This is a genomic window from Modestobacter lapidis (genome assembly GCF_054780755.1).
The window spans coordinates 40215-65873 of the sequence record NZ_BAAGVS010000017.1 but is presented as its reverse complement, the minus strand read 5'-3'; the positions used below and the strand labels follow the sequence as shown (position 1 = coordinate 65873).

Below are 25659 nucleotides of genomic sequence, written 5' to 3'. Positions count from 1 at the left end.
AAACACAGCATTTCTAGCCCCGGGAAAGGGGTAGCCACGTGCTCGACGTCAACTTCTTCGACGAACTGCGCATCGGTCTGGCTTCTGGCGACGACATCCGCCAGTGGTCGCACGGTGAGGTGAAGAAGCCGGAGACCATCAACTACCGGACGCTCCGTCCGGAGAAGGACGGTCTCTTCTGCGAGAAGATCTTCGGTCCCACCCGGGACTGGGAGTGCTACTGCGGCAAGTACAAGCGGGTCCGCTTCAAGGGCATCATCTGTGAGCGCTGCGGCGTCGAGGTGACCCGGGCCAAGGTCCGCCGCGAGCGGATGGGCCACATCGAGCTGGCCGCGCCGGTCACCCACATCTGGTTCTTCAAGGGCGTCCCCTCGCGCCTGGGCTACCTGCTCGACCTGGCGCCCAAGGACCTCGAGAAGATCATCTACTTCGCGGCCTACCTGATCACCACCGTCGACGACGAGGCGCGTCACCGCGACCTGCCGACCGTCGAGGCCGAGATCAGCGCGGAGAAGTCCAACCTCGAGGGTCGCCGCGACGCCGACGTGGAGGCCCGCCAGCAGAAGCTGGAGGCCGACCTCGCCGAGCTCGAGGCCGAGGGTGCCAAGTCCGACGTGCGCCGCAAGGTGCGCGAGGGCGGCGAGCGCGAGATGCGCCAGATGCGCGACCGGGCGCAGCGGGAGATCGACCGCCTCGACGAGGTGATGGACACCTTCCGCAAGCTCGAGGTCAAGCAGCTCATCGCCGACGAGGGCCTCTACCGCGAGCTGCGCGACCGCTTCGGTGAGTACTTCGAGGGCGGTATGGGCGCCGCGGCACTGCAGAAGCTGCTCGCCGACTTCGACCTCGACGCCGAGGCCATCTCGCTGCGCGACACCATCCGCAACGGCAAGGGGCAGCGCAAGCTGCGCGCGCTCAAGCGGCTCAAGGTCGTCGCGGCGTTCCAGCAGACCCAGAACTCGCCGATGGGCATGGTGCTGGACTGCGTCCCGGTCATCCCGCCGGACCTGCGCCCGATGGTGCAGCTCGACGGCGGCCGCTTCGCCACCAGCGACATGAACGACCTGTACCGCCGGGTGATCAACCGGAACAACCGGCTCAAGCGGCTGCTGGACCTGGGCGCGCCGGAAATCATCGTCAACAACGAGAAGCGGATGCTCCAGGAGTCCGTGGACGCGCTGTTCGACAACGGCCGCCGCGGCCGACCGGTCACCGGTCCGGGCAACCGTCCGCTGAAGTCCCTGAGCGACCTGCTCAAGGGCAAGCAGGGCCGGTTTCGGCAGAACCTGCTGGGCAAGCGCGTCGACTACTCCGGCCGTTCGGTCATCGTCGTCGGCCCGCAGCTCAAGCTGCACCAGTGCGGTCTGCCCAAGCAGATGGCCCTGGAGCTGTTCAAGCCCTTCGTGATGAAGCGGCTGGTCGACCTCAACCACGCGCAGAACATCAAGTCCGCCAAGCGGATGGTGGAGCGTGCGCGGCCGGTCGTCTGGGACGTGCTCGAGGAGGTCATCACCGAGCACCCGGTCCTGCTGAACCGGGCGCCGACGCTGCACCGCCTGGGGATCCAGGCCTTCGAGCCGCAGCTGGTCGAGGGCAAGGCCATCCAGATCCACCCGCTGGTCTGCACCGCGTTCAACGCCGACTTCGACGGTGACCAGATGGCGGTGCACCTGCCGCTGTCGGCCGAGGCGCAGGCCGAGGCCCGGATCCTGATGCTGTCCTCGAACAACATCCTGAGCCCCGCCGACGGTCGCCCGATCACCGCGCCCACCCAGGACATGGTGCTCGGCCTGTACCACATCACCACGCTCGCGGGCTCGGTGGCCGAGGTCGCCGAAGGCGAGCTGCCGCAGGCGTACTCGTCCACGTCCGAGGCCGTCATGGCCTACGACAAGGGGAGCCTGGGCCTGCAGGAGCGGGTCTGGATCCGCCTCGACGAGGTCTTCGGGGTCGACAACGGCAAGGTCAACGAGCCGTGGCAGGCCCCCGAGGGCTGGGAGCCGGGTCGGCCGGCGCTCGTCCACACGAGCCTGGGGCGCGTGCTGTTCAACGAGGCGCTGCCCGAGGACTACCGCTTCGTCAACTACCAGGTGCCGAAGAAGGAGCTCGGGGCGATCGTCAACGACCTCGCCGAGCGCTACCCCAAGGTGCAGGTGGCGGCGACGCTGGACGCCCTCAAGTCGGCCGGTTTCCACTGGGCGACCCGCGCGGGCATCACGATCGCCATCGACGACGTCGTCACCCCGCCGTCCAAGCAGGCGATCCTGGACCGGCACGAGGATGAGGCCCGCAAGATCGAGCGGCAGTACGAGCGCGGTGTCATCACCGACAACGAGCGGCGTGCCGAGCTGATCGAGATCTGGACCCGCGCGCGGGCCGAGGTCAGCCAGGCGATGGTCGACAACTTCCCGACCACCAACCCGGTGTGGGTCATGGTCAACTCCGGCGCTCGCGGCAACATGATGCAGATCAGCCAGATCGCCGGCATGCGTGGCCTGGTGGCCAACCCGAAGGGCGAGATCATCCCGCGGCCGATCAAGGCCAACTTCCGGGAGGGTCTGTCCGTGCTGGAGTACTTCATCTCCACGCACGGTGCCCGCAAGGGCCTGGCGGACACCGCACTGCGGACCGCCGACTCCGGATACCTCACCCGCCGGCTGGTCGACGTCTCGCAGGACGTCATCATCCGCGAGGAGGACTGCGGCACCGAGCGCGGCGTGGTTATGCCGATCGGGACCCTCGTCGACGGCCGGGTCACCCGTGACCCGCACGTGGAGACCAGCGTCTACGCCCGCGCCCTGGCCACCGACGTGGTGGCCGAGGACGGGACGGTCATCGCGCAGGCCGGCGCCGACCTGGGCGACGTGCTGATCGCCCAGCTGGTCGACGCCAACGTCGCCGAGGTGAAGGTCCGCTGCGTCCTCACCTGCGAGTCGCTGCTGGGCACCTGCGCCACCTGCTACGGCCGGTCGCTGGCGTCGGGCAAGCTCGTGGACGTCGGCGAGGCGGTCGGCATCATCGCCGCCCAGTCGATCGGCGAGCCCGGCACCCAGCTGACGATGCGCACCTTCCACACCGGTGGTGTGGCGGGTTCGGACATCACCCACGGTCTGCCGCGTGTGGTCGAGCTCTTCGAGGCCCGTGTCCCCAAGGGCAAGGCGCCGATCGCGGAGCTGGCCGGCTCGGTGCGGATCGAGGACAGCGAGCAGTTCCGCAAGCTGACCATCACCCCGGACGACGGGTCCGACGAGGTCGTCTACGAGAAGCTGTCGCGTCGGTCGCGACTGCGGGTCGAGGACGGTGGCCACGTCGAGGTCGGCGAGCAGCTGACCGAGGGTGCGGTCGACCCGCACGAGGTGCTGCGGATCATGGGCCCGCGTGAGGTGCAGCTGCACCTGGTGCGCGAGGTCCAGGAGGTCTACCGCAGCCAGGGTGTGTCGATCCACGACAAGCACATCGAGGTGATCATCCGCCAGATGCTGAAGCGGGTGACCATCATCGACTCGGGTGCCACCGAGTTCCTGCCCGGTGCGCTGGTCGAGCGGACGCTGTTCGAGACGGAGAACCGTCGGGTCGTCGCCGAGGGCGGCGAGCCGGCCTCGGCCCGTCCGGTGCTGATGGGGATCACCAAGGCGTCGCTGGCGACGGAGTCGTGGCTGTCCGCGGCCTCGTTCCAGGAGACGACGAAGGTGCTCACCGATGCCGCGATCCAGGGCAAGAGCGACAGCCTGCTCGGGCTCAAGGAGAACGTGATCATCGGGAAGCTCATCCCGGCCGGGACCGGTATCAGCCGCTACCGGAACATCACGGTCGAGCCCACCGAGGAGGCGCGCGCCGCGGTCTACACGATGGCCGGCTACGACGACGGGCAGTACTACAGCCCGGACGTCTTCGGTCAGGGCTCGGGCGAGGCAGTGCGGCTCGAGGAGTACGACTGGCGCTGACGCGCTGAGTGAGTAACAGATGGCCCCGTCGACGGAAGTCGGCGGGGCCATCTGTGTCATGCGGCTGTCACGTGACGCAACCGACGACCCGGTGACCCGACGTCGAGCGCCGACCACAGTGTCGTCCGCGAGGACGACTGTGCGAGGTCGGCGCGGGGCCGGAGGCTCCCGCCGTCATCGCACGGAGCGGCTCAGCGGCGGTGGGGGACGGCACCTGACCGCGGTTGGAGTCCGGAGGACGACGATTCAGCACAGCCTCCGCATCGTCTCCACGGTGCGCAGGCGGCTCTCGCGGCTGCCGTCCATGGGCTGGACGTTGAGGGTGGTCACCCCGGCCTCGGCGAGGGCAGCGATCCGCTCGGCCACGTAGGACTCCGGGCCGATCAGCGAGGTGGCCCGCAGCAGGTCCTCGGGGACCGCGGCGGCGGCCTCGTCCTTGCGGCCGGCCAGGTACAGGTCCTGGATGGTCGCGGCCTCGGCCTCGTAGCCGTAGCGCCGGGCCAGGTCGTTGTAGAAGTTCTTCCCCTTGGCGCCCATGCCGCCGACGTACAGGGCGATGCCCGGTCGGACGGCATCCAGCAGGTGGTCCACGTCGTTCCCGATGGCGACCGGCAGGCCGACGACGACGTCGAGCTCGCCGAGCTGCGGGTCCCGCTTGGCCCTGCCCGCGGCGAGGGCCGCGCCCCAGACGTCGGCGGACCGCTCCGGGCTGAAGAGGATCGGCTCCCACTTCTCCGCGATCTCCGCCGCGAGCTCGACGTTCTTCGGGCCGATCGCGGCCAGCAGCACCGGGATCCGCTCGCGCACCGGAGTGTTGATCAGCTTCAGCGGCTTGCCCAACCCGGTGCCCTGGTCGGCGGGCAGCGGGACGGTGTACTTCGGGCCGTCGTGCACCAGCCGTTCGCGGCGCCACACCTGCCGGCAGATCTCCACGAGCTCGCGGGTGCGCTGCAGCGGGGCGTCGTAGGGAACGCCGTGCCAGCCCTCCACCACCTGGGGGCCGGATGCTCCCAGCCCGAGGGTGAACCGGCCACCGGAGACGAAGTCCAGGCCGGCCGCGGTCATCGCGGTCAGCGCCGGGGTGCGGCTGTAGATGGGCAGGATGCCGCTCATCAGCTCGACCCGTTCGGTGACCGCGGCGAGGTAGCCCAGCTGGCTCACCGCATCGAACGTGTAGACCTCGGCGACCATGGCGACGTCGAGCCCGGCGGCCTCCAAGTCGCGGATCTCGGCCGCCGTCTCGGCGAAGCCCCCGGAATAGCTGGCCTGGATACCGATGCGCACGCGTCCTCCTCGAACGAGCGCGGCGCCGTCGTCGGCCCCGCTGTCGGCGACGCTAGCGCCCGGCCGGCGATGCCCCGGTCCCCGGCCTACAGGATCCGGACCGGCCCGATCACGTGCGTGACCACCCGGACGCCGTTGACGTCCCGCGGCACCCGCGCGCCCGCGCCGGCCTCGGTCAGGTCGACCCGCACGACGTACTCGGCGTCCTGGCGCGCGAGGCCCACCGCGGCCACCCCCGGGTCGGTGGCGAACCGATGGGCCAGCGTGCTCTTGGCTGCGCTGGCAGCGGCGCGATCCGTCATGGTCACCATGGTGCCCCCGTCAGCCCCCGTCGGACACCCACTCCACCCCGAGTTCCCGCAGCACCGTGCCCAGCGGGTTGGCGAAGGTGACCCCGCCCCCGGCGCGGCCGCCGGTCGCGGAGCCGGCGAAGAGCAGGCCCAGTGGTGCCCGGTCCCGACTGCGCCAGATGACCGATCCGCTGTCACCGCCGGCGCTGAACCCGCCGCTGAGGCCCTCGACCTCGACCTGGTCGTCGAAGGTGACGATGCCCGAGTCGTACTGCACGCCCACGCCGTCCACCTCCACCGCGGTGATCCGGCCCCGGGTGTGCCCCGTGGTGCGCCCCACCTTCTCGACCGGTTCCTCCGGGTCGACGTCCTCGCCCGAGGCCACCAGGGCGGCCAGCGCGCCACCGGGATACGCCGTCGGATCGGCGGTGACCCCGTCGTCCAGCGTGGCGACGGCGGCGTCGACCAGGTTGCCCGGGTCGGGGGAGAACCGCACGAAGGCGGCGAGCGCCCCGATCCGGTCCGCGCCGGTGCCGCCGTCGGCCACCCCCGGCTGGAGCGCCGGGTCGCCCTCGGTGGCGGCGTCGCTGGCCGCGAGGACGTGGTTGTTGGACAGCCCCAGCAGCCGCTCGCTCCCGGGATACCGGACGAAGCCGCCCAGGGTGCCGGCCGTCACGATGGAGTGGCTGACCGAGAGCCCCGGCCGCAGCGGCCGGACGCGGCGCTGCAGCTCGTCCGGCGACGGGCCGGGGGAGGGCTGGGACAGCGGCCGCACCCGGCCGATCACCCGGACGTCGACCTCGCCGCGAGCCGTGGGGTCCAGCCCGGCGAGGACCACCTCGGCATCGCTCTCGTCGACCAGGCGGATGGCCAGGTGCACCGACTGCGGCCCCACCGGGGTGAGCCCCAGCGCCACGCCACTCCACTGCGGCGCCCCGCCGGTGGGGGGCGCCCCGGCGTCCAGGCCCCGGGACAGCACGCTGCCGCGCGGGGCCTCGGACAGCCGCCGGGAGAGCCGGGCCTTGAGTTCGCGGGCGGTGTCGGGCAGCACGGCGGCCTCCGGGATGGCGTGGGGGGGGAGCGGGTCGCCACGACCGTAGGGCGGGGGTGGGACAGCTGCGACGGGAGCGACGGCCGGCGCGCGGTGCGCTGCCGCCGAGGCCGTCCGGGCGTTACTGTGACCGGCGGTACGGTCCCGGCCGGCCATCGCACGGGCTCCGGTGGCCGCTTCCGCTCCATGCGCGGGCGCCGGTCGGCCCGCGGTGGCCGGGTGCCGAGACGGCGTGCCGCACGTCCAGGTGGGAATGCATCGTCCCTGACGACGGTTCCCCGGTGCGGTGGCCGACCCGGTGCCCGCGCAGGCGTGCGGACCCGGCTTTGACCGGGTTCCGATGCCCGGGTATCGTGGTCAGCCGTGCCCAGGGAGATCTGGGCCTTGCTCCCGTTCGCGGTGCACCTGGGTGCCCGGAGGTCGTCCTCGACCGCCGGTGCCGGGGGTCCCGCCCGCCGCCAGGCGGGCAGGCCGGTGCCGAGTCGCGAGGGGCGGACGAGTCCGGCTCGATCGACTGGCCGGTTTTCGCGAAGGGCGACACGCCCGACCGCGGGTACCGGACGGGGCGTGCGGGCAGACTCGGACGACGAGGCCGGGCGACCGGGCGCACCACAGCAGTGCACCACCCATCCAGAGCACGACCCAGCGCAGGCAGGAGATCCAGGCCACCCATGCCCACGATCCAGCAGCTGGTCCGCAAGGGCCGCGAGGACAAGGTCGAGAAGACCAAGACCCCGGCGTTGAAGGGATCCCCTCAGCGCCGCGGCGTGTGCACGCGCGTCTACACGACGACGCCGAAGAAGCCGAACTCGGCGCTGCGCAAGGTCGCTCGCGTCCGCCTCACCAGTGGTGTCGAGGTGACCGCCTACATCCCGGGCGTCGGCCACAACCTGCAGGAGCACTCGATGGTGCTCGTGCGCGGCGGCCGGGTGAAGGACCTCCCCGGCGTCCGCTACAAGATCATCCGTGGCTCGCTGGACACCCAGGGCGTCCGGGGCCGCAAGCAGGCTCGCAGCCGGTACGGCGCGAAGAAGGAGAAGAGCTAATGCCGCGCAAGGGGCCCGCACCGAAGCGCCCGCTCGTCGTCGACCCGGTCTACCAGTCCCAGCTGGTCACCCAGCTGGTGAACAAGGTGCTCGTCGACGGCAAGCGCTCGATCGCCGAGGCGATCGTCTACGGCGCCCTGGAGGGCGTTCGCGCCAAGAACGACACCGACCCGGTCGTCACGCTCAAGCGGGCACTGGACAACGTCAAGCCGGCCCTCGAGGTGCGCAGCCGCCGCGTCGGTGGGGCGACCTACCAGGTGCCGATCGAGGTTCGCGCCTCCCGCAGCACGACCCTGGGCCTGCGCTGGCTGATCCAGTACAGCCGGGGCCGTCGCGAGAAGACGATGACCGAGCGCCTCACGAACGAGCTGCTCGACGCCAGCAACGGCCTCGGTGCCGCGGTGAAGCGCCGCGAGGACACGCACAAGATGGCCGAGTCGAACAAGGCCTTCGCGCACTACCGCTGGTGACATCGGTCCATCAGCAGCCGCTGCCCGCGGTGAACCCGGGCGACCCCCGGGCGCCGCGCACGGACCAGAACGAAGAGGAGTAAGGGAATGGCCCAGAACGAGGCCCAACTCGCCAAGACCCGCAACATCGGGATCATGGCGCACATCGACGCCGGCAAGACGACGACGACCGAGCGGATCCTCTTCTACACCGGTATCAGCTACAAGATCGGTGAAGTCCACGACGGCGCGGCCACCATGGACTGGATGGAGCAGGAGCAGGAGCGCGGCATCACCATCACGTCCGCCGCGACGAAGTGCTCCTGGAACGGCTTCGACATCAACATCATCGACACCCCCGGGCACGTCGACTTCACCGTCGAGGTGGAGCGGTCGTTGCGGGTGCTCGACGGTGCGGTCGCGGTGTACGACGGTGTCGCCGGAGTGGAGCCGCAGACCGAGCAGGTCTGGCGGCAGGCGGAGAAGTACGGCGTTCCGCGCATGTGCTTCGTCAACAAGCTCGACCGCACGGGTGCGGACTTCTTCCGCTGCGTCGACATGATGGTCGAGCGGCTGAACGCCAACCCGCTGGTCCTGCAGCTGCCGATCGGTGCCGAGGCCGACTTCATCGGCGTCGTCGACCTGGTCCAGATGCGGGCCCTCACCTGGCGCGGCGAGACCAAGCTCGGCGAGGACTACGACGTCGAGGAGATCCCGGCCGAGCTGGCCGAGCAGGCCGCGGAGTACCGCGTGAAGCTGCTCGAGGGTGTCGCCGAGACCGATGACGCGATCATGGAGGCCTACCTCGGCGGCGAGGAGCTCTCCGTCGAGACCCTCAAGGCGGCGATCCGCAAGGCCACCATCGCCGGTCAGCTCAACCCCGTCGTCACGGGCTCGGCGTTCAAGAACAAGGGCGTGCAGCCCATGCTCGACGCCGTCACCGACTACCTCCCCAGCCCGCTGGACATCGAGGCCATCGTCGGCACCTCGCTCGACGGCGCGACCGAGGTGCTGCGGCACGCGGACGAGAACGAGCCCTTCTCGGCCCTGGCGTTCAAGATCCAGACCGACCAGCACCTGGGCAAGCTCACCTACATCCGGGTCTACTCCGGCAAGCTCGACGCGGGTTCCCCGGTGCTGAACAGCACCAAGGACCGCAAGGAGCGGGTCGGGAAGATCTACCAGATGCACGCCAACAAGCGCGAAGAGCGCCAGGGCGTGGGTGCCGGCGAGATCGTGGCCGTCAACGGGATGAAGCAGACGACGACGGGTGACACCCTCTGCGACCCGCAGAAGCCGGTGATCCTCGAGTCGATGACCTTCCCCGCACCGGTCATCTCGGTGGCCATCGAGCCGAAGACGAAGGGCGACCAGGAGAAGCTGGGCACCGCGATCCAGAAGCTCGCCGAGGAGGACCCGACGTTCCAGGTCCGCCTGGACGAGGAGACCGGCCAGACGGTCATCTCCGGCATGGGTGAGCTCCACCTGGAGATCCTGGTCGACCGGATGCGTCGCGAGTTCCGCGTCGAGGCCAACGTCGGCAAGCCGCAGGTGGCCTACCGCGAGACGATCCGCAAGACCGTCGAGCGCTACGACTACACCCACAAGAAGCAGACGGGTGGCTCGGGCCAGTTCGCGAAGGTGCAGATCGCCCTCGAGCCGCTCGCGATGACCGCCGACTCGGCGACCTACGAGTTCGAGAACAAGGTCACCGGTGGGCGCATCCCGCGGGAGTACATCCCGTCGGTCGACCAGGGCATGCAGGACGCCATGCAGTACGGCGTGCTCGCCGGCTACCCGATGGTCGGCGTCAAGGCATCGCTCCTGGACGGGCAGTACCACGAGGTGGACTCCTCGGAGATGGCGTTCAAGATCGCCGGTTCGATCGCCTTCAAGGAGGCCGCCCGCAAGGCCAGCCCGGCCCTGCTCGAGCCGATGATGGCCGTCGAGGTGGTCACCCCGGAAGAGAACATGGGCGACGTCATCGGCGACCTGAACTCCCGCCGCGGCACCATCCAGGCGATGGACGAGCGCTCCGGCGCCCGGGTCGTGAAGGCGCTGGTCCCGCTGTCGGAGATGTTCGGCTACGTGGGCGACCTGCGCAGCCGCACCCAGGGACGGGCGAGCTACACCATGGTGTTCGACACCTACGCCGAGGTTCCGGCCAACGTCGCCAAGGAGATCATCGCGAAGGCGACGGGAGAGTGAGCATCGCAGGGCCGTCCACGGCCCGAGGAGCGGAGCTCTTCCGGAGTCGAGCAATGAGCCCCGCGAAGGCGACCGGCGAGTAACCGGCAGGCGGTCACCCGCCGGCCACCGCGAGCGTGAGCTCGCACCCCCAGACACGCGAACGACTGCGAAGAAACGACCGAGAGGAACCCAGTGGCCAAGGCCAAGTTCGAGCGGACCAAGCCGCACGTCAACATCGGCACCATCGGGCACATCGACCATGGGAAGACGACGCTGACCGCGGCGATCACCAAGGTCCTGCACGACAAGTACCCGAACCTCAACGAGGCGTCCGCGTTCGACCAGATCGACAAGGCGCCCGAGGAGAAGGCCCGCGGCATCACGATCTCGATCGCGCACGTGGAGTACCAGACGGAGAACCGTCACTACGCGCACGTCGACTGCCCCGGGCACGCCGACTACATCAAGAACATGATCACCGGTGCGGCGCAGATGGACGGCGCCATCCTGGTGGTCGCCGCGACCGACGGCCCGATGCCGCAGACCAAGGAGCACGTGCTCCTGGCCCGCCAGGTGGGTGTCCCCTACATCGTCGTGGCCCTCAACAAGTCCGACATGGTGGACGACGAGGAGATCCTGGAGCTCGTCGAGCTCGAGGTGCGCGAGCTCCTCAGCGAGTACGAGTTCCCGGGTGACGACGTCCCCGTGGTCCGCGTGTCCGCGCTCAAGGCCCTCGAGGGCGACGCCGAGTGGGCCGACAAGCTCATGGAGCTCATGGACGCGGTCGACTCGGCCATCCCCGAGCCCGAGCGCGACATCGACAAGCCGTTCCTCATGCCCGTCGAGGACGTCTTCACGATCACCGGCCGCGGCACCGTGGTCACCGGTCGCGTCGAGCGTGGGATCGTCAAGGTGTCGGAGGAGATCGAGATCGTCGGCATCCGCCCGACCTCGAACAAGACCACCGTCACCGGCGTCGAGATGTTCCGCAAGCTGCTCGACCAGGGGCAGGCCGGTGACAACGTCGGTCTGCTGCTGCGCGGCATCAAGCGTGAGGACGTCGAGCGCGGCCAGGTCGTCGTGAAGCCCGGGTCGATCACCCCGCACACCAACTTCGAGGGCTCGGTCTACATCCTCTCGAAGGACGAGGGTGGCCGTCACACGCCGTTCTTCAACAACTACCGTCCCCAGTTCTACTTCCGGACGACGGACGTGACCGGTGTCGTGACCCTGCCCGCCGGCACCGAGATGGTCATGCCCGGCGACAACACCGAGATGACGGTCGAGCTGATCCAGCCGATCGCCATGGAGGAGGGCCTGAAGTTCGCCATCCGCGAGGGTGGTCGGACCGTCGGCGCGGGCCGGGTCGTCAAGATCCTCCAGTGAGCCCCCGGTGGGCGGCGGCCCGACGGCCGCCGCCCACCGCCCCGGGTCACGCCCGGGACTCCGGGTCAACCGACCCAGCAGTGACTTCAGAACACCCGATCGGCAGGAGCGAAGACAGGCGATGGCGGGACAGAAGATCCGCATCCGGCTGAAGGCCTACGACCACGAGGCGATCGATGCCTCGGCGCGGCGCATCGTGGACACGGTGACGAAGACCGGAGCGCGCGTCGTCGGCCCGGTGCCGCTGCCGACGGAGAAGAACGTGTACTGCGTGATTCGTTCGCCGCACAAGTACAAGGACTCGCGCGAGCACTTCGAGATGCGCACCCACAAGCGGCTCATCGACATCCTCGACCCGACGCCGAAGACGGTCGACGCGCTCATGCGCATCGATCTGCCGGCCTCGGTCGACGTCAACATCCAGTAAGGGCTGTTCCAGACATGGCGAGCACATTCCGTGGTCTCCTCGGCGAGAAGCTGGGGATGACCCAGGTCTTCGACGAGAACAACCGCATCGTGCCGGTGACCGTGGTCAAGGCGGGCCCCTGCGTGGTCACCCAGGTCCGCACCCCCGAGCGTGACGGCTACTCGGCCGTCCAGCTCGGGTTCGGCGCGATCGATCCCCGCAAGGTGAACAAGCCCGAGGCTGGGCACTTCGCCAAGGCGGGTGTGACGCCCCGGCGGCACGTGGTCGAGCTGCGCACCGCGGACGCCGGCGACTACCAGGTGGGCCAGGAGCTGACCGTCGAGGTCCTCTCCGAGGTCACCAAGGTCGACGTCATCGGCACCAGCAAGGGCAAGGGCACCGCCGGGGTCATGAAGCGTCACGGCTTCAAGGGCCTCGGCGCCGGACACGGCACCCACCGCAAGCACCGCGCCCCCGGTTCCATCGGTGGCGCCTCCACCCCCGGACGCGTCTTCAAGGGCGTCCGGATGGCCGGACGGATGGGTGCGGTCACCACGACGACGACGTCGCTGACCGTCCACAAGGTCGACACCGAGAAGGGCCTGGTGCTCATCAAGGGCGCCGTCCCCGGTCCCCGCGGTGGGCTGCTGCTCGTCCGTTCCGCGGTCAAGGGCGGGCCCGTGAGGAGTGACGCGAAGTGACCGCATCAACGACGGCGGGTTCGACCGACACCCGAACCGACCGACAGGTCGACGTCCGGACGCCGGCGGGGGAGACGTCGGGCAGCGTGACGCTGCCCGGGCAGCTCTTCGACGCCCCGGCCAACGTCTCGCTGCTGCACCAGGTCGTCGTGGCCCAGCTGGCCGCGGCCCGCCAGGGCACGCACTCGACCAAGACGCGCGCCCAGGTCAGCGGCACCGGCGCCAAGCCGTACCGCCAGAAGGGGACCGGGCGGGCCCGCCAGGGCTCGTTGCGCGCCCCGCAGTTCGCCGGCGGTGGCGTCGCGCACGGCCCGCAGCCGCGGAACTACGACCAGAAGACGCCCAAGAAGATGAAGGCGGCCGCCCTGCGCGGTGCCCTCTCCGACCGGGCCCGCGAGGACCGCGTGCACGTCGTGTCCGCGTTCGTCGACGGGGACACCCCCTCGACGAAGAACGCGCTCGCCGTGCTGGACGGCGTCACCGCCGCCAAGCGGGTGCTCGTCGTGCTCGACCGGGACGACGTCCTCAACTGGGTGAGCCTGCGCAACGTGCCGCGGGTGCACCTGATCGAGGCCGGCCAGCTCAACACCTACGACGTGCTGGTCGCCGACGAGGTGGTCTTCACCGAGACCGCACTGGCCGAGTACGTGGCCGGGCCGGCCAAGGGCAAGGTCGCCTCCGGGCGGGCCTCGTCCGCGGAGCTGCCCGACCTGGAGACGCACGAGATCGACAGTGACGTGCCGTCGATCGCGCCGGCCACCGGCACCGCCGGGGACACCACCGAGGAGAAGGCATGAGCGTCCGCGACCCCCGGGACGTCCTGCTGTCCCCGGTCATCTCGGAGAAGAGCTACGGCCTGCTCGACGAGAACAAGTACACGTTCATCGTCCGGCCGGACGCGAACAAGACGCAGATCAAGATCGCGGTGCAGCAGGTCTTCAACGTGAAGGTCCTCGCCGTCAACACGATCAACCGTCAGGGGAAGAGGAAGCGCTCCAAGGGCGCTGTGATGGGGAAGCGCAAGGACACCAAGCGCGCCATCGTCTCCGTTGCCCCCGGCGACCGCATCGAGCTCTTCGGGGGCCCGGGCGCCTGACGGCCTCGCCGTCACCGCACCGGACCACCGATCGGACCAGAGAGAACAGACAGGGACTCTGAGGAACCATGGCCATCCGTAAGTACAAGCCGACGACGCCGGGCCGCCGCGGCTCGTCCGTCGCCGACTTCGCCGAGGTCACCCGCGACCATCCCGAGAAGTCGCTGGTCCGACCGCTGCACGGTCGTGGCGGGCGCAACGTCCACGGGCGGGTCACGGCACGTCATCAGGGCGGCGGGCACAAGCGTGCCTACCGACTGATCGACTTCCGTCGGGCCGACAAGGACGGCGTGCCGGCCAAGGTCGCGCACATCGAGTACGACCCGAACCGCACCTCGCGGATCGCGCTGCTGCACTTCGCCGATGGTGAGAAGCGGTACATCATCGCGCCGGCGAAGCTCAAGCAGGGCGACCTCGTGGAGTGCGGCCCCGCGGCCGACATCAAGCCGGGCAACAACCTGCCGCTGCGCAACATCCCGGTCGGCACGGTGGTCCACGCCATCGAGCTGCGTCCGGGTGGCGGGGCCAAGATCGCCCGCTCGGCCGGAACCAGCGTCCAGCTGGTCGCCCGTGAGGGACGCTTCGCCCAGCTCCGCATGCCTTCCGGCGAGATCCGCAACGTCGACGTCCGCTGCCGCGCGACGATCGGCGAGGTGGGCAACGCCGAGCAGTCGAACATCAACTGGGGCAAGGCCGGCCGGATGCGGTGGAAGGGCAAGCGCCCGACCGTCCGCGGTGTGGCGATGAACCCGGTCGACCACCCGCACGGTGGTGGCGAGGGGAAGACCTCCGGTGGTCGCCACCCGGTCAACCCCAAGGGCAAGCCGGAAGGCCGCACGCGCAAGCGCAAGGCCAGTGACGCTCTGATCGTGCGCCGCCGGCGCACCGGCAAGAAGCGCTGAGCGGGTAGAGGAGTCAGACAGACATGCCACGTAGCCTCAAGAAGGGCCCGTTCGTCGACGACCACCTGCTCGCCAAGGTGGACGCCCAGAACGACAAGGGCACCAAGAACGTCATCCGCACCTGGTCGCGGCGCTCGACCATCATCCCGGACATGCTCGGGCACACGCTCGCGGTGCACGACGGCCGCAAGCACGTCCCGGTCTTCGTGACCGAGGCGATGGTCGGGCACAAGCTCGGTGAGTTCGCGCCCACCCGCACCTTCCGTGGGCACATCAAGGACGACCGCCGGTCGCGGCGCGGCTGACGGCCGACCAGGTAGAGAAGAGACGTGAGATGACTTCCCAGTTGGGACAGGAGACGCCGGTCGCCCGGGCCACCGCCCGGTTCGTCCGCGTCACCCCGATGAAGGCTCGGCGGGTGGTGGACATGATCCGCTACCTGCCGACCGACGAGGCGCTGGCGCTGCTGCGCTTCGCACCGCAGACGGCCAGCGAGCCGGTGGCCAAGGTCGTCGCCAGCGCGGTGGCCAACGCCGAGCACAACCTGCGACTGGACCCGGCCGCCCTCGTGGTGAGCGCCGCGTTCGTCGACGAGGGGCCGACGCTCAAGCGGATCCGTCCGCGTGCGCAGGGCCGGGCGTTCCGCATCAACAAGCGGACCAGCCACATCACCGTCGAGGTCACCGAGGTGAGCTCGAGCGCAGAGCTCGCTCAGCGGTCTCGCAAGGCACGGCGCGACACCGGGCAGTCCGGCCCGGCGACGCAGCAGAAGAGCAACTCGAGGGGAGGGACCCGCTAGTGGGTCAGAAGGTCAACCCGCACGGGTTCCGGCTCGGCATCACCACCGACTACAAGTCCCGGTGGTACGCGGACAAGCTCTACGCGGACTACGTCAAGGAAGACGTGGCGATCCGCAAGCTCATGGGCAAGGGCATGGAGCGCGCCGGCATCTCGAAGGTGGAGATCGAGCGCACCCGTGACCGCGTCCGCGTGGACATCCACACCGCCCGGCCGGGCATCGTCATCGGCCGTCGTGGCGCGGAGGCCGACCGCATCCGCGGTGAGCTGGAAAAGCTCACCGGCAAGCAGGTCCAGCTGAACATCCTCGAGGTGAAGAACCCCGAGTCCGACGCGCAGCTGGTCGCCCAGGGTGTCGCCGAGCAGCTGTCCAGCCGGGTGAGCTTCCGGCGGGCCATGCGCAAGGCGATGCAGTCGGCCCAGCGCAGCCCGCAGGTCAAGGGCATCCGCGTGCAGTGCTCCGGTCGCCTCGGCGGCACGGAGATGAGCCGCTCGGAGTTCTACCGCGAGGGCCGGGTGCCGCTGCACACGCTGCGGGCCAACATCGACTACGGCATCTACGAGGCCCGGACCACCTTCGGCCGCATCGGCGTGAAGGTCTGGATCTACAAGGGCGACGCCAGCGGATCGCGCGCCGAGCGGGAGGCCCTCGAGGCCCTCGCCCAGCGTCAGCAGCGCCGTGAGCGGGCCCAGCGTCCCCAGCGCCGGTCCGGCTCGTCCGGCACGACCGCCGGCGGGACCGAGGCAGGCCGCGCCGCGGCCGAGGGCACCGCCCCGGTCGAGGGCACCGCGCCGGTCGCGGACACCACGACCGCCGTGGCTGCCTCCTCCGGCGAGGCCGCTCCCGCCCAGAGCATCGGCGAGGCTGCCGGCGCCCAGGGCACTGCGGCCGCCGAGGCTGCCGGCACCGAGAACTCCACGGCGCCCCAGGAACAGGGGGAATGACACGTGCTCATCCCACGGCGGGTCAAGCACCGCAAGCAGCACCACCCGAGCCGGTCCGGCGCCGCCAAGGGCGGTACCGCGATCAACTTCGGTGACTTCGCCATCCAGGCGCTCGAGCCGGCGTACGTCACCAACCGGCAGATCGAGTCCGCGCGTATCGCCATGACCCGCCACATCAAGCGTGGCGGCAAGGTGTGGATCTCGATCTATCCCGACCGTCCGCTCACCAAGAAGCCCGCCGAGACCCGCATGGGTTCCGGCAAGGGTTCGCCCGAGTGGTGGGTGGCCAACGTGAAGCCGGGCCGCATCATGTTCGAGCTCTCCGGTGTCGCCGAGCCCGTGGCCCGCGAGGCCATGCGCCGCGCCATCCACAAGCTCCCCATGAAGTGCCGCTTCATCACCCGTGAAGGAGAGGTGTGATGGCCGCCGGACTGTCCGCCCCCGAGTTGCGCGAGCTGTCGGCCGACGAGCTGGCCACGCGTCTGCGTGAGTCGCGCGAAGAACTGTTCAACCTGCGCTTCCAGGTGGCCACCGGCCAGCTGGACAACAACCGGCGACTGCAGACCGTCCGCCGCGACATCGCCCGGATCTACACGATCATGCGCGAGCGCGAGCTGGGTCTCTCGGTCGCCCCGAACGAGGGTGTGGCATGAGCGAGGCCAGCAGCACCAGCACGGAGTCCCGGACCGGCAGTGGCCCGGGCCTGGCCGGCCGCGGGTACCGCAAGGTGCGCGAGGGCCTGGTCGTCAGCGACAAGATGGACAAGACCATCGTCGTCGAGGTCGAGGACCGGGTGAAGCACGGTCTCTACGGCAAGGTCCTGCGCCGCACGAGCAAGCTCAAGGCGCACGACGAGCAGAACACCGCCGGCATCGGCGACCGCGTCCAGATCATGGAGACGCGGCCCACCTCGGCCACCAAGCGCTGGCGTCTGGTGACCGTCGTGGAGAAGGCCAAGTAGGCAGTTCGACTGCCGACCTCCAGGGGTCGGCGGGCAGGGAGTACCCTGGACGACTGGCGCGCCTCCGGGCGCGCCGCATCCCGGAACCCGTCCACGTACGCACCGGCGGCGCAGGCTGCCGGTGCGTACGCATGGGTACCGGACAGCCGGTTCACCGATCCGGTCCGGCTGTCGCCACAGAGACACAGGAGCAGGTTGTGATCCAGCAGGAGTCGCGGCTGCGAGTCGCCGACAACACCGGTGCCAAGGAGATCTTGTGCATCCGTGTTCTCGGCGGGTCCGGCCGACGCTACGCGGGCATCGGTGACGTGATCGTCGCCACCGTGAAGGACGCGCTGCCCGGCGCCGGCGTCAAGAAGGGCGATGTGGTCAAGGCCGTCATCGTCCGCACGGTGAAGGAGCGTCGTCGTCCGGACGGCTCCTACATCCGGTTCGACGAGAACGCCGCGGTCATCATCCGCGACACCGGCGACCCGCGCGGCACGCGCATCTTCGGCCCGGTCGGTCGGGAGCTCCGCGACAAGCGGTTCATGCGAATCATCTCGCTCGCCCCGGAGGTGTTGTGATCATGGCCCAGTCGGACAACGGGAAGACCCCGTCGATGAAGGTCAAAAAGGGCGACTCGGTCGTCGTCCTGTCCGGTAAGGACAAGGGCGCCAAGGGCCGGGTCATCGCGGCCTTCCCGAAGACCCAGAAGGTGCTCGTCGAGGGGATCGGCCGGGTGAAGAAGCACACCCGGATCAGCACCAGCCAGCGCGGTGCCCAGTCGGGCGGCATCGTCACGCAGGAGGCGGCGATCCACGTGAGCAACGTGATGGTCATCGACTCCGAGGACACGCCGACCCGGGTCGGTTACCGCAAGGACGAGGAAGGCCGCAGCATCCGGGTCTCGCGGCGCACCGGTAAGGACCTCTGAAGCCATGAGCGCACCCACCCGTGAGCTGCCCCGGCTGCTCGCCCGCTACCGCGAGGACATCGCGCCGGCGCTGCAGTCCGAGTTCGGTTACCCCAACGTCATGCAGATCCCCGGCCTGGTCAAGATCGTGGTGAACATGGGCGTCGGGGAGGCCACCCGTGACGCCAAGCTGATGGACGGCGCCGTCCGCGACCTGACCGCGATCACCGGCCAGAAGCCGATCGTCGTCCGGGCCCGGAAGTCCATCGCGCAGTTCAAGCTGCGCGAGGGCATGCCGATCGGCGCCAAGGTCACCCTGCGCAACGACCGCATGTGGGAGTTTCTGGACCGGCTGCTGTCGCTGGCCCTCCCCCGCATCCGCGACTTCCGCGGTCTGAGCCCCAAGCAGTTCGACGGCCACGGCAACTACACCTTCGGGCTGAACGAGCAGTCGATGTTCCGTGAGATCGACGTGGACCGGATCGACCGGCCCCGCGGCATGGACATCACGCTGGTCACCACCGCCACCACCGACGAGGAGGGCCGGGAGCTGCTCACGCAGCTCGGCTTCCCCTTCGCCGGCCAGACCGTCGTGAACGCGACCCGCTGACGCGGGCGAGGGGAATCCAGAGATGGCCAAGAAGGCTCTAGTCAACAAGGCGGCCCGCAAGCCCAAGTTCGCGGTCCGCGGCTACACCCGCTGCCAGCGCTGCGGACGTCCGCACGCTGTCTTCCGCAAGTTCGGCCTCTGCCGGATCTGCGTGCGGGAGATGGCACACGCCGGGGAGCTCCCCGGCGTGACCAAGTCCAGCTGGTGAAGGACCCCGCTCCACCCCACCGCTCGCAAGCTCGCGGCGGGCCCCTGGAGCGGGGCCGTTCCAGGCCCTCACTTCTGGGCCGAACAGCGCGTCACCCCACTGAGGCACCACCGATCGCCGAGAGGCCCGCGCCGATGAGCGTGCGGAACCGCGGCGAGAGAGGCAACACACACCCATGACGATGACCGACCCGATCGCGGACATGCTCACGCGTATCCGCAACGCGAACTCGGCGTACCACGACGCGACCACCATGCCGTCGTCGAAGCTCAAGACGAAGGTGGCCGAGATCCTCCAGCAGGAGGGTTACATCGGCGGCTGGACCGTCAACGAGGTCGAGGTGGACGGCTCCGTCCGCAAGGAGCTGGTGGTCAGCCTCAAGTACGGGCCGAACCGGGAGCGCAGCATCGCCGGCGTCCGCCGGGTCTCCAAGCCCGGCCTGCGGGTCTACGCGAAGTCCACCGCACTGCCCAAGGTCCTCGGCGGTCTCGGGGTGGCGATCATCTCGACGTCCACCGGGCTGCTGACCGACAAGCAGGCGAACAAGAAGGGCGTGGGTGGGGAAGTCCTCGCCTACGTCTGGTAAGAGGAGCGAGCTGACATGTCACGGATCGGACGACTCCCGATTCCGGTGCCGGGCGGTGTGGACGTGGCCATCGATGGGCGCACGGTCAACGTCTCGGGGCCGAAGGGGAAGCTGAGCCACACGGTCGCGGCTCCCATCACCGTCGAGCGCGGTGAGGACGGCACGCTGCTGGTGCAGCGTCCCGACGACGAGCGCGAGAGCCGTGCCCTGCACGGTCTGTCCCGCACGCTCATCGCCAACATGATCACGGGCGTGACCCAGGGGTACGACAAGACCCTGGAGATCGTCGGCGTGGGTTACCGGGTCCAGGCGCGAGGTTCCGACCTCGAGTTCGCGCTGGGCTTCAGCCACCCGGTCATCGTGCGGGCTCCCGAGGGGATCTCCTTCACCGTCGAGGCCCCCACCCGTCTCCGGGTGAGCGGCATCGACAAGCAGGTCGTCGGTGAGGTCTCCGCCAAGATCCGCAAGATCCGCAAGCCCGACCCGTACAAGGGTAAGGGCGTGCGGTACCAGGGCGAGGTCATCAAGCGCAAGGTCGGGAAGACGGGCAAGTGATGGCACAGGCACAGTCCCAGACCGGGACCACCGACAAGGCCGCACGGGTGCACAAGCCCGTCGGCACCGACATCAGCACCGCCCGCCGCGTGGGCCGGCTGCGTCGCCACAACCGGCTGCGCAAGCGTGTCTCGGGCACGCCGGAGCGCCCCCGCATGGTGGTCAAGCGCAGCTCGCGGCACATCCACGTGCAGGTCGTCGACGACACCGTCGGCCGCACGCTGGCCAGTGCCTCGACGCTGGACGCCAGCCTGAAGGGCGCCGCGGGCGACAAGTCCACGCTGTCCCGCCAGGTGGGTGCCCTCGTGGCCGAGCGCGCCAAGGCCGCCGGCATCACGGCGGTGGTCTTCGACCGCGGCGGCAACCGGTACCAGGGCCGCATCGCGGCACTGGCCGACGCCGCCCGCGAGGGCGGGCTGGACTTCTGATGAGCACCTCGTACACGAACGGGATGCCGAGCATGAACGAGGGAGACGTCTGATGCCAGGACCACAGCGACGCGGCGGTGGCGCCGGCGGTGCCGGTGGCGCCGGCGGCGGCAACGACCGGCGTGACCGCCGTGACGGCGGGCGCGGGCCCGGCGGCCCGGTCGAGAAGAGCAACTTCATCGAGCGCGTGGTCGCCATCAACCGGGTGTCCAAGGTCGTCAAGGGCGGTCGTCGCTTCAGCTTCACCGCACTGGTGGTCGTGGGCGACGGCGACGGCAAGGTCGGCGTCGGCTACGGCAAGGCCAAGGAGGTGCCCGCGGCGATCGCCAAGGGTGTCGAGGAGGCGAAGAAGCACTTCTACAGCGTGCCGCGCATCGCGCTCACCATCCCGCACCCGGTGCAGGGCGAGGCAGCGGCCGGGGTCGTGCTGCTCAAGCCGGCCAGCCCCGGTACCGGTGTCATCGCCGGTGGTCCGGTGCGCGCCGTGCTCGAGTGCGCCGGCATCCACGACGTGCTGTCCAAGAGCCTCGGGTCCTCCAACCCGATCAACATCGTCCACGCCACCATGCAGGCGCTGAAGGACCTCGTCCGCCCCGAGGAGATCGCGGCGCGCCGTGGTCTGCCCCTGGAGGACGTCGCTCCGGCTGCCATGCTGCGTGCGCGGGCCGGTCAGGGGGTCTGAGATGGCTCAGCTGAAGGTCACCCAGGTCAAGTCGGCCATCGGCACCAAGCCGAACCAGCGCCAGACGCTGCGTTCGCTGGGGCTCAAGCGGATCAACGACACGGTCGTCCAGGAAGACCGTCCGGAGATCCGCGGCATGGTCGCGACGGTGCCGCACCTGGTCACCGTCGAAGAGATCGTCTGAGCCGCGGGCGAGAAGGAAGACAGTCATGACTCTCAAGGTCCACCACCTGCGTCCGGCTCCGGGCGCCCATACCAAGAAGACCCGCGTGGGTCGTGGTGAGGGCTCCAAGGGCAAGACCGCCGGTCGCGGCACCAAGGGCTCCGGCGCCCGCGTGCAGGTCTCTGCCCGCTTCGAGGGCGGCCAGACCCCGCTGTACATGCGGTTGCCGAAGCTCTCCGGCTTCAAGAACAACAACAAGGTGGTCTTCCAGGTCGTGAACCTGGACCGGATCGCCTCGCTGTTCCCGCAGGGCGGGACCATCGATCCCGACAGCCTGGCCGAGGTCGGCGCCGTGCGGCGCGGACAGCCGGTCAAGGTGCTCGGGACGGGGGAGCTGGGTGGCGTGCAGGTGCACGTCTCCGCCCATGCCTTCTCCGCTTCGGCCGCCGAGAAGATCGGCGCCGCCGGAGGCAGCACCACCCAGCTCTGAAAGAGGACCACCCTTCCCCCCACGCCTCGCAAGCTCGGCGCGGGCCCCTGAAGGGTGGCCGTCCAGGAAACACCTGGGGCGGGACGCGGCCCGGCGGCTGTAGAAGCCGCCGGGCCGCGTCTTGCTAATGTCAAACGACCGACTCGGGGAGGGCACGTGCTGCAGGCGTTCGCCGCGGCGTTCCGGACGCCAGATCTCCGGCGCAAGCTGCTGTTCTCCCTGGCGATCATCGCCGTCTACCGGCTGGGTGCCAGCGTTCCGGGCCCGGGGGTGTCGGTCGAGGCGATCAACAGCTGCCTCGACCAGGCGCAGACCTCCGACCAGGCCGATGTCTACTCGCTGGTGAACCTGTTCTCCGGTGGTGCGCTGCTGCGCCTGTCGGTGTTCGCGCTGGGCATCATGCCCTACATCACGGCCAGCATCATCGTGCAGCTGCTGGTCGTGGTCATCCCGCGCTTCGAGCAGCTGAAGAAGGAAGGGCAGTCGGGGCAGCAGAAGCTGACCCAGTACACCCGCTACCTGACCATCGCGCTCTCCGTGCTGCAGTCCACCGGGATCATCGCGCTGGCCCGCAGCGGCCAGCTCTTCCCGAACTGCCCGCAGGACATCATCCCGTCGGACTCCGTGTGGACGACCGTGGTCCTGGTCGTGACGCTCACCGCCGGCACCGCCGTCATCATGTGGCTGGGCGAACTGCTCACCGAGAAGGGGATCGGCAACGGCATGTCCGTGCTGATCTTCACCTCGATCGCTGCCCGCATCCCGGCCGAGGGTGGCTCGATCCTGCAGACCCGCGGCGGCCTGGTGTTCGCCGTCGTCTGCGCCTTCGCGTTGCTGATCATCGGGGCGGTCGTCTACGTCGAGCAGGCCCAGCGCCGCATCCCCGTGCAGTACGCCAAGCGCATGGTGGGCCGCCGGATGTACGGCGGGACGTCGACGTACCTGCCACTGAAGGTCAACCAGGCCGGCGTCATCCCGGTCATCTTCGCGTCGTCGCTGCTGTACCTGCCCCAGCTGATCATCCAGCTGCAGGGCAACGAGACCGGTGGGGTCCGGCAGTTCTTCGAGAACTACGTCATCGACCAGAGCAGCCCGGTCCACATCGCGATCTTCTTCGGGATGATCGTCTTCTTCACGTACTTCTACGTGTCGATCACGTTCAACCCGGAGGAACGTGCCGACGACATGAAGCGCTACGGCGGCTTCATCCCCGGTATCCGTCCGGGCCGGCCGACCGCCGAGTACCTGCAGTACGTACTCTCCCGGATCACCCTGCCCGGTTCGATGTACCTCGGCGTGGTGGCGGTGCTGCCGAACTTCTTCCTCGCCGTCACGCAGCCGGGTCAGAACCAGAACTTCCCGTTCGGCGGGGTCGCGGTGCTCATCATGGTCGGAGTGGGGTTGGAGACGGTGAAGCAGATCGAGACGCAACTGAATCAGCGCAACTACGAAGGGTTCCTGAAGTAGTGCGCGTCGTGCTGCTGGGCCCCCCCGGAGCGGGCAAGGGCACCCAGGCCCAGATCATCGCCACGGAGCTCGCCGTCCCGGCGATCTCCACGGGCGACATCTTCCGCGCCAACGTGAGCGGGCAGACCGACCTCGGCCAGCAGGCCAAGTCCTACATGGATGCCGGGGACCTGGTGCCCGACGAGATCACCGTCGCGATGGTGACCGGCCGGCTCGCCGAGCCCGACGCCGTCGACGGCTTCCTGCTCGACGGCTTCCCGCGGACCATCGCCCAGGCCGAGCAACTGCGCGATTCGCTCAGCGAGCTGGGACACGCGCTGGACCGGTGCCTGGAGCTCGTCGTCGACGAGGACGAGCTGGTGCGGCGGCTGTCCGGCCGCCGGATGCTCGTGGACGGCGAGTGGGTCCAGCGGGACGACGACAAGCCCGAGACGGTCCGGCACCGGCTCGAGGTCTACCGGGAACAGACGGCGCCGCTGTCGGGGTTCTACGAGCAGGCGGGTCTGCTGAGCCGCATCGACGCGATCGGCGAGGTCGACGAGGTGACGGCGCGGGCGATGCGCGCGCTCGGCAGGGACGGCGACGGCGGCTCGACCGGAGTTCCGGCGGCGGTCTGAGTGGGCACCGACACCGGTGCACGCTGACCTCGGCGCCATCCTCCTGGCCCGCCTTCCCGTACTGGCGAAGTGGAGTGGACGGATGATCCAGATCAAGACCCCGCACGAGCTCGAGCTGATGCGCGCCGCCGGCCTGGTGGTCGCCGGCGCCATCGCCGCGGTGCGTGCTGCCGTCCGCCCCGGGGTGTCGACAGGTGAGCTCGACGCCATCGCCGAGGACCACATCCGCACGGCCGGTGCCGTGCCGTCGTTCCTGGGCTACCACGGCTTCACCGGCAGCATCTGCGCCTCGGTCAACGACGAGGTCGTGCACGGCATCCCCGATCCGCAGCGGACGCTGGCCGAGGGCGACAACATCTCGATCGACTGCGGCGCGATCCTGGCCGGCTGGCACGGCGACTCGGCGGTCACCGTCACGGTGGGGGAGCCCTCCGCCGCCGACGCCGAGCTGATCGCGGTCACCGAACGGTCCATGTGGGCGGGCCTGGCGAAGGCGGTGGCGGGCGGCCGGCTGACCGACATCAGCCACGGGGTCGAGGAGTCGATCACCGCCCACAGTCACCGCTACGGGATCGTCGACCACTACGGCGGCCACGGGATCGGCACCGAGATGCACCAGGACCCGCACGTGCTCAACTACGGTCGCGCCGGCCGGGGCCCCAAGCTGGTCCCGGGCCTGGCGCTGGCGATCGAGCCGATGGTCACCGTGGGCGACCCGGCGACCGTGGAGCTCGAGGACGGCTGGACCGTGGTGACCAAGGACGGGTCCCGCGCTGCGCACTTCGAGCACAGCGTGGCGATCACCTCGGAGGGGCCGTGGGTCCTCACCGCAGAGGACGGTGGGGTCGCCGGCCTCGCGCCGTTCGGGATCACCCCCCGCTCCTGAAAGAGGACCCTCCTGCCCCCCGCCACTCGCGAGCTTGCGGCGGGGCCCTGCAGCAGAAGGACCCCGTCGCCCCCCGGCGCTCGCTCCGCTCGCTCCGGGCCCCTGCGACGGGGCCGGGGCATGGCGCTGGTCACCTGAGGCCGGGTTGGTGACCGGGTGGCGGCTGGAGTACAGTGGCCGTTGGCGTTCGCGCCGTCCGTCGTCGTGCTGTGGCCGTACGACTCCGGGCGCCTCTGCGAGATCGCCCGCACCACCGCATCCCGCACCACCGCATCCCGCACGACCGTTCCTGCCGATCCGGCATGGGCGCTGTCAGCTCGAACGAACGAAGGGGCCCGCAGGGCATGGCGAAGAAGGACGGGGCCATCGAGGTCGAGGGTCGCGTCGTCGAACCGCTGCCCAACGCGATGTTCCGGGTCGAGTTGCAGAACGGGCACCGAGTGCTCGCCCACATCAGCGGGAAGATGCGGCAGCACTACATCCGCATCCTTCCCGAGGACCGCGTGGTCGTGGAGCTCTCGCCCTACGACCTGACCCGCGGACGCATCGTCTACCGCTACAAGTGATCGCCGCTCCACCGCGCCACCGCGCGCGGGTGACGGCGCACATCGATCTGAGGAATG

At 69.7% G+C, this 25659-nt stretch carries 33 protein-coding genes; 30 read left to right on the top strand and 3 right to left on the bottom strand.

The window, feature by feature from the left end; genetic code table 11:
* Nucleotides 1–38: 38 nt before the first annotated feature.
* Nucleotides 39–3944: a DNA-directed RNA polymerase subunit beta' gene (locus ACYVG5_RS15705; RefSeq protein ID WP_222050058.1), complete on the top strand. Its 3906-nt coding sequence runs from the start codon at nucleotides 39–41 to the stop codon at nucleotides 3942–3944.
* Nucleotides 3945–4190: 246 nt separating this feature from the next.
* Here ACYVG5_RS15705 and ACYVG5_RS15700 read toward each other — a convergent pair whose 3' ends face one another.
* The 3 genes from ACYVG5_RS15700 to ACYVG5_RS15690 all read right to left on the bottom strand — a co-directional run bounded on the left by ACYVG5_RS15700 (nucleotide 4191) and on the right by ACYVG5_RS15690 (nucleotide 6569).
* Nucleotides 4191–5228 carry an LLM class F420-dependent oxidoreductase gene (locus tag ACYVG5_RS15700; RefSeq protein WP_222050059.1) on the bottom strand — a complete coding sequence of 346 codons (1038 nt, stop codon included), beginning with the start codon at nucleotides 5226–5228 and terminating at the stop codon, nucleotides 4191–4193.
* Between the two features lie 86 nt (nucleotides 5229–5314).
* Entirely contained in the window at nucleotides 5315–5530 is a 216-nt protein-coding gene (locus tag ACYVG5_RS15695; RefSeq protein ID WP_222050060.1) for a hypothetical protein, read from the bottom strand.
* A 19-nt stretch (nucleotides 5531–5549) separates the two neighbouring features.
* Nucleotides 5550–6569 (bottom strand): S1 family peptidase, encoded by a 1020-nt coding sequence (locus ACYVG5_RS15690; RefSeq protein ID WP_222050061.1) that lies wholly within the window; start codon nucleotides 6567–6569, stop codon nucleotides 5550–5552.
* Between the two features lie 671 nt (nucleotides 6570–7240).
* Between ACYVG5_RS15690 and rpsL the strand changes: the two genes are divergently transcribed.
* The 29 genes from rpsL to infA all read left to right on the top strand — a co-directional run bounded on the left by rpsL (nucleotide 7241) and on the right by infA (nucleotide 25602).
* Complete coding sequence (rpsL, locus tag ACYVG5_RS15685; protein WP_036334266.1) at nucleotides 7241–7615, top strand: 30S ribosomal protein S12; 375 nt, start codon at nucleotides 7241–7243, stop codon at nucleotides 7613–7615.
* Nucleotides 7615–8085 carry a 30S ribosomal protein S7 gene (gene rpsG, locus ACYVG5_RS15680; protein WP_222050062.1) on the top strand — a complete coding sequence of 157 codons (471 nt, stop codon included), beginning with the start codon at nucleotides 7615–7617 and terminating at the stop codon, nucleotides 8083–8085. Before rpsL ends, rpsG begins: the two co-directional genes overlap by 1 nt.
* An 87-nt stretch (nucleotides 8086–8172) precedes the next feature.
* Entirely contained in the window at nucleotides 8173–10272 is a 2100-nt protein-coding gene (gene fusA / locus ACYVG5_RS15675; protein WP_222050063.1) for an elongation factor G, read from the top strand.
* 174 nt (nucleotides 10273–10446) lie between these two features.
* Nucleotides 10447–11640, top strand: coding sequence for an elongation factor Tu (gene tuf, locus ACYVG5_RS15670; RefSeq protein WP_222050064.1), 1194 nt, complete (start codon nucleotides 10447–10449; stop codon nucleotides 11638–11640).
* A 121-nt stretch (nucleotides 11641–11761) separates the two neighbouring features.
* Nucleotides 11762–12067, top strand: a complete 306-nt coding sequence (gene rpsJ / locus ACYVG5_RS15665) for a 30S ribosomal protein S10 (RefSeq protein WP_014742859.1) — start codon at nucleotides 11762–11764, stop codon at nucleotides 12065–12067.
* Between the two features lie 14 nt (nucleotides 12068–12081).
* Nucleotides 12082–12747, top strand: coding sequence for a 50S ribosomal protein L3 (gene rplC / locus ACYVG5_RS15660; protein WP_222050065.1), 666 nt, complete (start codon nucleotides 12082–12084; stop codon nucleotides 12745–12747).
* Nucleotides 12744–13544 (top strand): 50S ribosomal protein L4, encoded by an 801-nt coding sequence (gene rplD / locus ACYVG5_RS15655; protein WP_222050066.1) that lies wholly within the window; start codon nucleotides 12744–12746, stop codon nucleotides 13542–13544. Before rplC ends, rplD begins: the two co-directional genes overlap by 4 nt.
* Nucleotides 13541–13843 carry a 50S ribosomal protein L23 gene (gene rplW / locus ACYVG5_RS15650; RefSeq protein ID WP_014742856.1) on the top strand — a complete coding sequence of 101 codons (303 nt, stop codon included), beginning with the start codon at nucleotides 13541–13543 and terminating at the stop codon, nucleotides 13841–13843. The genes rplD and rplW overlap by 4 nt, the downstream gene beginning before the upstream one ends.
* A 68-nt stretch (nucleotides 13844–13911) precedes the next feature.
* Nucleotides 13912–14745, top strand: coding sequence for a 50S ribosomal protein L2 (gene rplB / locus ACYVG5_RS15645; RefSeq protein ID WP_222050067.1), 834 nt, complete (start codon nucleotides 13912–13914; stop codon nucleotides 14743–14745).
* A 23-nt stretch (nucleotides 14746–14768) separates the two neighbouring features.
* Nucleotides 14769–15050 carry a 30S ribosomal protein S19 gene (gene rpsS, locus ACYVG5_RS15640; protein WP_222050068.1) on the top strand — a complete coding sequence of 94 codons (282 nt, stop codon included), beginning with the start codon at nucleotides 14769–14771 and terminating at the stop codon, nucleotides 15048–15050.
* 29 nt (nucleotides 15051–15079) lie between these two features.
* Nucleotides 15080–15544, top strand: coding sequence for a 50S ribosomal protein L22 (rplV, locus tag ACYVG5_RS15635; RefSeq protein WP_222050069.1), 465 nt, complete (start codon nucleotides 15080–15082; stop codon nucleotides 15542–15544).
* Nucleotides 15544–16488, top strand: coding sequence for a 30S ribosomal protein S3 (gene rpsC / locus ACYVG5_RS15630; protein ID WP_222050070.1), 945 nt, complete (start codon nucleotides 15544–15546; stop codon nucleotides 16486–16488). The genes rplV and rpsC overlap by 1 nt, the downstream gene beginning before the upstream one ends.
* Before the next feature lie 3 nt (nucleotides 16489–16491).
* Nucleotides 16492–16908, top strand: coding sequence for a 50S ribosomal protein L16 (gene rplP / locus ACYVG5_RS15625; protein WP_110550656.1), 417 nt, complete (start codon nucleotides 16492–16494; stop codon nucleotides 16906–16908).
* A complete protein-coding gene (gene rpmC, locus ACYVG5_RS15620) occupies nucleotides 16908–17141 on the top strand; it encodes a 50S ribosomal protein L29 (protein ID WP_091536438.1) in 234 nt (77 codons plus the stop codon). Before rplP ends, rpmC begins: the two co-directional genes overlap by 1 nt.
* Nucleotides 17138–17449 (top strand): 30S ribosomal protein S17, encoded by a 312-nt coding sequence (rpsQ, locus tag ACYVG5_RS15615; RefSeq protein WP_460683327.1) that lies wholly within the window; start codon nucleotides 17138–17140, stop codon nucleotides 17447–17449. The genes rpmC and rpsQ overlap by 4 nt, the downstream gene beginning before the upstream one ends.
* A gap of 197 nt (nucleotides 17450–17646) precedes the next feature.
* Entirely contained in the window at nucleotides 17647–18015 is a 369-nt protein-coding gene (rplN, locus tag ACYVG5_RS15610) for a 50S ribosomal protein L14 (RefSeq protein ID WP_222050071.1), read from the top strand.
* 2 nt (nucleotides 18016–18017) lie between these two features.
* Entirely contained in the window at nucleotides 18018–18365 is a 348-nt protein-coding gene (gene rplX, locus ACYVG5_RS15605; RefSeq protein ID WP_246630883.1) for a 50S ribosomal protein L24, read from the top strand.
* A 4-nt stretch (nucleotides 18366–18369) separates the two neighbouring features.
* On the top strand, nucleotides 18370–18954 hold the full coding sequence (gene rplE, locus ACYVG5_RS15600; protein ID WP_246630884.1) for a 50S ribosomal protein L5: 585 nt from the start codon (nucleotides 18370–18372) through the stop codon (nucleotides 18952–18954).
* Nucleotides 18955–18976: 22 nt separating this feature from the next.
* Nucleotides 18977–19162, top strand: a complete 186-nt coding sequence (locus tag ACYVG5_RS15595; RefSeq protein ID WP_179654048.1) for a type Z 30S ribosomal protein S14 — start codon at nucleotides 18977–18979, stop codon at nucleotides 19160–19162.
* Between the two features lie 181 nt (nucleotides 19163–19343).
* Nucleotides 19344–19748, top strand: a complete 405-nt coding sequence (gene rpsH / locus ACYVG5_RS15590) for a 30S ribosomal protein S8 (RefSeq protein WP_460683326.1) — start codon at nucleotides 19344–19346, stop codon at nucleotides 19746–19748.
* 15 nt (nucleotides 19749–19763) lie between these two features.
* Nucleotides 19764–20303: a 50S ribosomal protein L6 gene (gene rplF / locus ACYVG5_RS15585; RefSeq protein ID WP_222050073.1), complete on the top strand. Its 540-nt coding sequence runs from the start codon at nucleotides 19764–19766 to the stop codon at nucleotides 20301–20303.
* Complete coding sequence (gene rplR / locus ACYVG5_RS15580) at nucleotides 20303–20731, top strand: 50S ribosomal protein L18 (RefSeq protein ID WP_246630885.1); 429 nt, start codon at nucleotides 20303–20305, stop codon at nucleotides 20729–20731. The genes rplF and rplR overlap by 1 nt, the downstream gene beginning before the upstream one ends.
* A 52-nt stretch (nucleotides 20732–20783) precedes the next feature.
* Nucleotides 20784–21413: a 30S ribosomal protein S5 gene (gene rpsE, locus ACYVG5_RS15575; RefSeq protein WP_222050074.1), complete on the top strand. Its 630-nt coding sequence runs from the start codon at nucleotides 20784–20786 to the stop codon at nucleotides 21411–21413.
* Nucleotide 21414: 1 nt separating this feature from the next.
* A complete protein-coding gene (rpmD, locus tag ACYVG5_RS15570; protein ID WP_222050075.1) occupies nucleotides 21415–21597 on the top strand; it encodes a 50S ribosomal protein L30 in 183 nt (60 codons plus the stop codon).
* Nucleotides 21598–21622: 25 nt separating this feature from the next.
* A complete protein-coding gene (gene rplO / locus ACYVG5_RS15565; protein ID WP_222050076.1) occupies nucleotides 21623–22066 on the top strand; it encodes a 50S ribosomal protein L15 in 444 nt (147 codons plus the stop codon).
* Between the two features lie 156 nt (nucleotides 22067–22222).
* Nucleotides 22223–23533 carry a preprotein translocase subunit SecY gene (secY, locus tag ACYVG5_RS15560; protein ID WP_222050077.1) on the top strand — a complete coding sequence of 437 codons (1311 nt, stop codon included), beginning with the start codon at nucleotides 22223–22225 and terminating at the stop codon, nucleotides 23531–23533.
* An 8-nt stretch (nucleotides 23534–23541) separates the two neighbouring features.
* Nucleotides 23542–24150, top strand: coding sequence for an adenylate kinase (locus ACYVG5_RS15555; RefSeq protein WP_460683325.1), 609 nt, complete (start codon nucleotides 23542–23544; stop codon nucleotides 24148–24150).
* An 82-nt stretch (nucleotides 24151–24232) separates the two neighbouring features.
* Entirely contained in the window at nucleotides 24233–25036 is an 804-nt protein-coding gene (gene map / locus ACYVG5_RS15550) for a type I methionyl aminopeptidase (protein ID WP_222050117.1), read from the top strand.
* Nucleotides 25037–25380: 344 nt separating this feature from the next.
* Nucleotides 25381–25602 carry a translation initiation factor IF-1 gene (gene infA / locus ACYVG5_RS15545; RefSeq protein WP_012950459.1) on the top strand — a complete coding sequence of 74 codons (222 nt, stop codon included), beginning with the start codon at nucleotides 25381–25383 and terminating at the stop codon, nucleotides 25600–25602.
* The last annotated feature ends 57 nt before the right edge of the window (nucleotides 25603–25659 follow it).

Coding starts and splice junctions, on each gene's coding strand:
- rplB (WP_222050067.1), top strand. CDS start 13,912: ATGGCCATCCGTAAGTACAAGCCGACGACGCCGGGCCGCCGCGGCTCG.
- rplC (WP_222050065.1), top strand. CDS start 12,082: ATGGCGAGCACATTCCGTGGTCTCCTCGGCGAGAAGCTGGGGATGACC.
- rplO (WP_222050076.1), top strand. CDS start 21,623: ATGACTCTCAAGGTCCACCACCTGCGTCCGGCTCCGGGCGCCCATACC.
- rplV (WP_222050069.1), top strand. CDS start 15,080: ATGACTTCCCAGTTGGGACAGGAGACGCCGGTCGCCCGGGCCACCGCC.
- rplR (WP_246630885.1), top strand. CDS start 20,303: ATGGCACAGGCACAGTCCCAGACCGGGACCACCGACAAGGCCGCACGG.
- rpsJ (WP_014742859.1), top strand. CDS start 11,762: ATGGCGGGACAGAAGATCCGCATCCGGCTGAAGGCCTACGACCACGAG.
- rpsH (WP_460683326.1), top strand. CDS start 19,344: ATGACCGACCCGATCGCGGACATGCTCACGCGTATCCGCAACGCGAAC.
- rplE (WP_246630884.1), top strand. CDS start 18,370: ATGAGCGCACCCACCCGTGAGCTGCCCCGGCTGCTCGCCCGCTACCGC.
- rpsE (WP_222050074.1), top strand. CDS start 20,784: ATGCCAGGACCACAGCGACGCGGCGGTGGCGCCGGCGGTGCCGGTGGC.
- rplX (WP_246630883.1), top strand. CDS start 18,018: ATGGCCCAGTCGGACAACGGGAAGACCCCGTCGATGAAGGTCAAAAAG.
- ACYVG5_RS15695 (WP_222050060.1), bottom strand. CDS start 5,530: ATGACGGATCGCGCCGCTGCCAGCGCAGCCAAGAGCACGCTGGCCCAT.
- rpsQ (WP_460683327.1), top strand. CDS start 17,138: ATGAGCGAGGCCAGCAGCACCAGCACGGAGTCCCGGACCGGCAGTGGC.
- rpmC (WP_091536438.1), top strand. CDS start 16,908: ATGGCCGCCGGACTGTCCGCCCCCGAGTTGCGCGAGCTGTCGGCCGAC.
- rplW (WP_014742856.1), top strand. CDS start 13,541: ATGAGCGTCCGCGACCCCCGGGACGTCCTGCTGTCCCCGGTCATCTCG.
- map (WP_222050117.1), top strand. CDS start 24,233: ATGATCCAGATCAAGACCCCGCACGAGCTCGAGCTGATGCGCGCCGCC.
- rpsL (WP_036334266.1), top strand. CDS start 7,241: ATGCCCACGATCCAGCAGCTGGTCCGCAAGGGCCGCGAGGACAAGGTC.
- rpsG (WP_222050062.1), top strand. CDS start 7,615: ATGCCGCGCAAGGGGCCCGCACCGAAGCGCCCGCTCGTCGTCGACCCG.
- rpmD (WP_222050075.1), top strand. CDS start 21,415: ATGGCTCAGCTGAAGGTCACCCAGGTCAAGTCGGCCATCGGCACCAAG.
- fusA (WP_222050063.1), top strand. CDS start 8,173: ATGGCCCAGAACGAGGCCCAACTCGCCAAGACCCGCAACATCGGGATC.
- ACYVG5_RS15595 (WP_179654048.1), top strand. CDS start 18,977: ATGGCCAAGAAGGCTCTAGTCAACAAGGCGGCCCGCAAGCCCAAGTTC.
- infA (WP_012950459.1), top strand. CDS start 25,381: ATGGCGAAGAAGGACGGGGCCATCGAGGTCGAGGGTCGCGTCGTCGAA.
- rplF (WP_222050073.1), top strand. CDS start 19,764: ATGTCACGGATCGGACGACTCCCGATTCCGGTGCCGGGCGGTGTGGAC.
- rpsS (WP_222050068.1), top strand. CDS start 14,769: ATGCCACGTAGCCTCAAGAAGGGCCCGTTCGTCGACGACCACCTGCTC.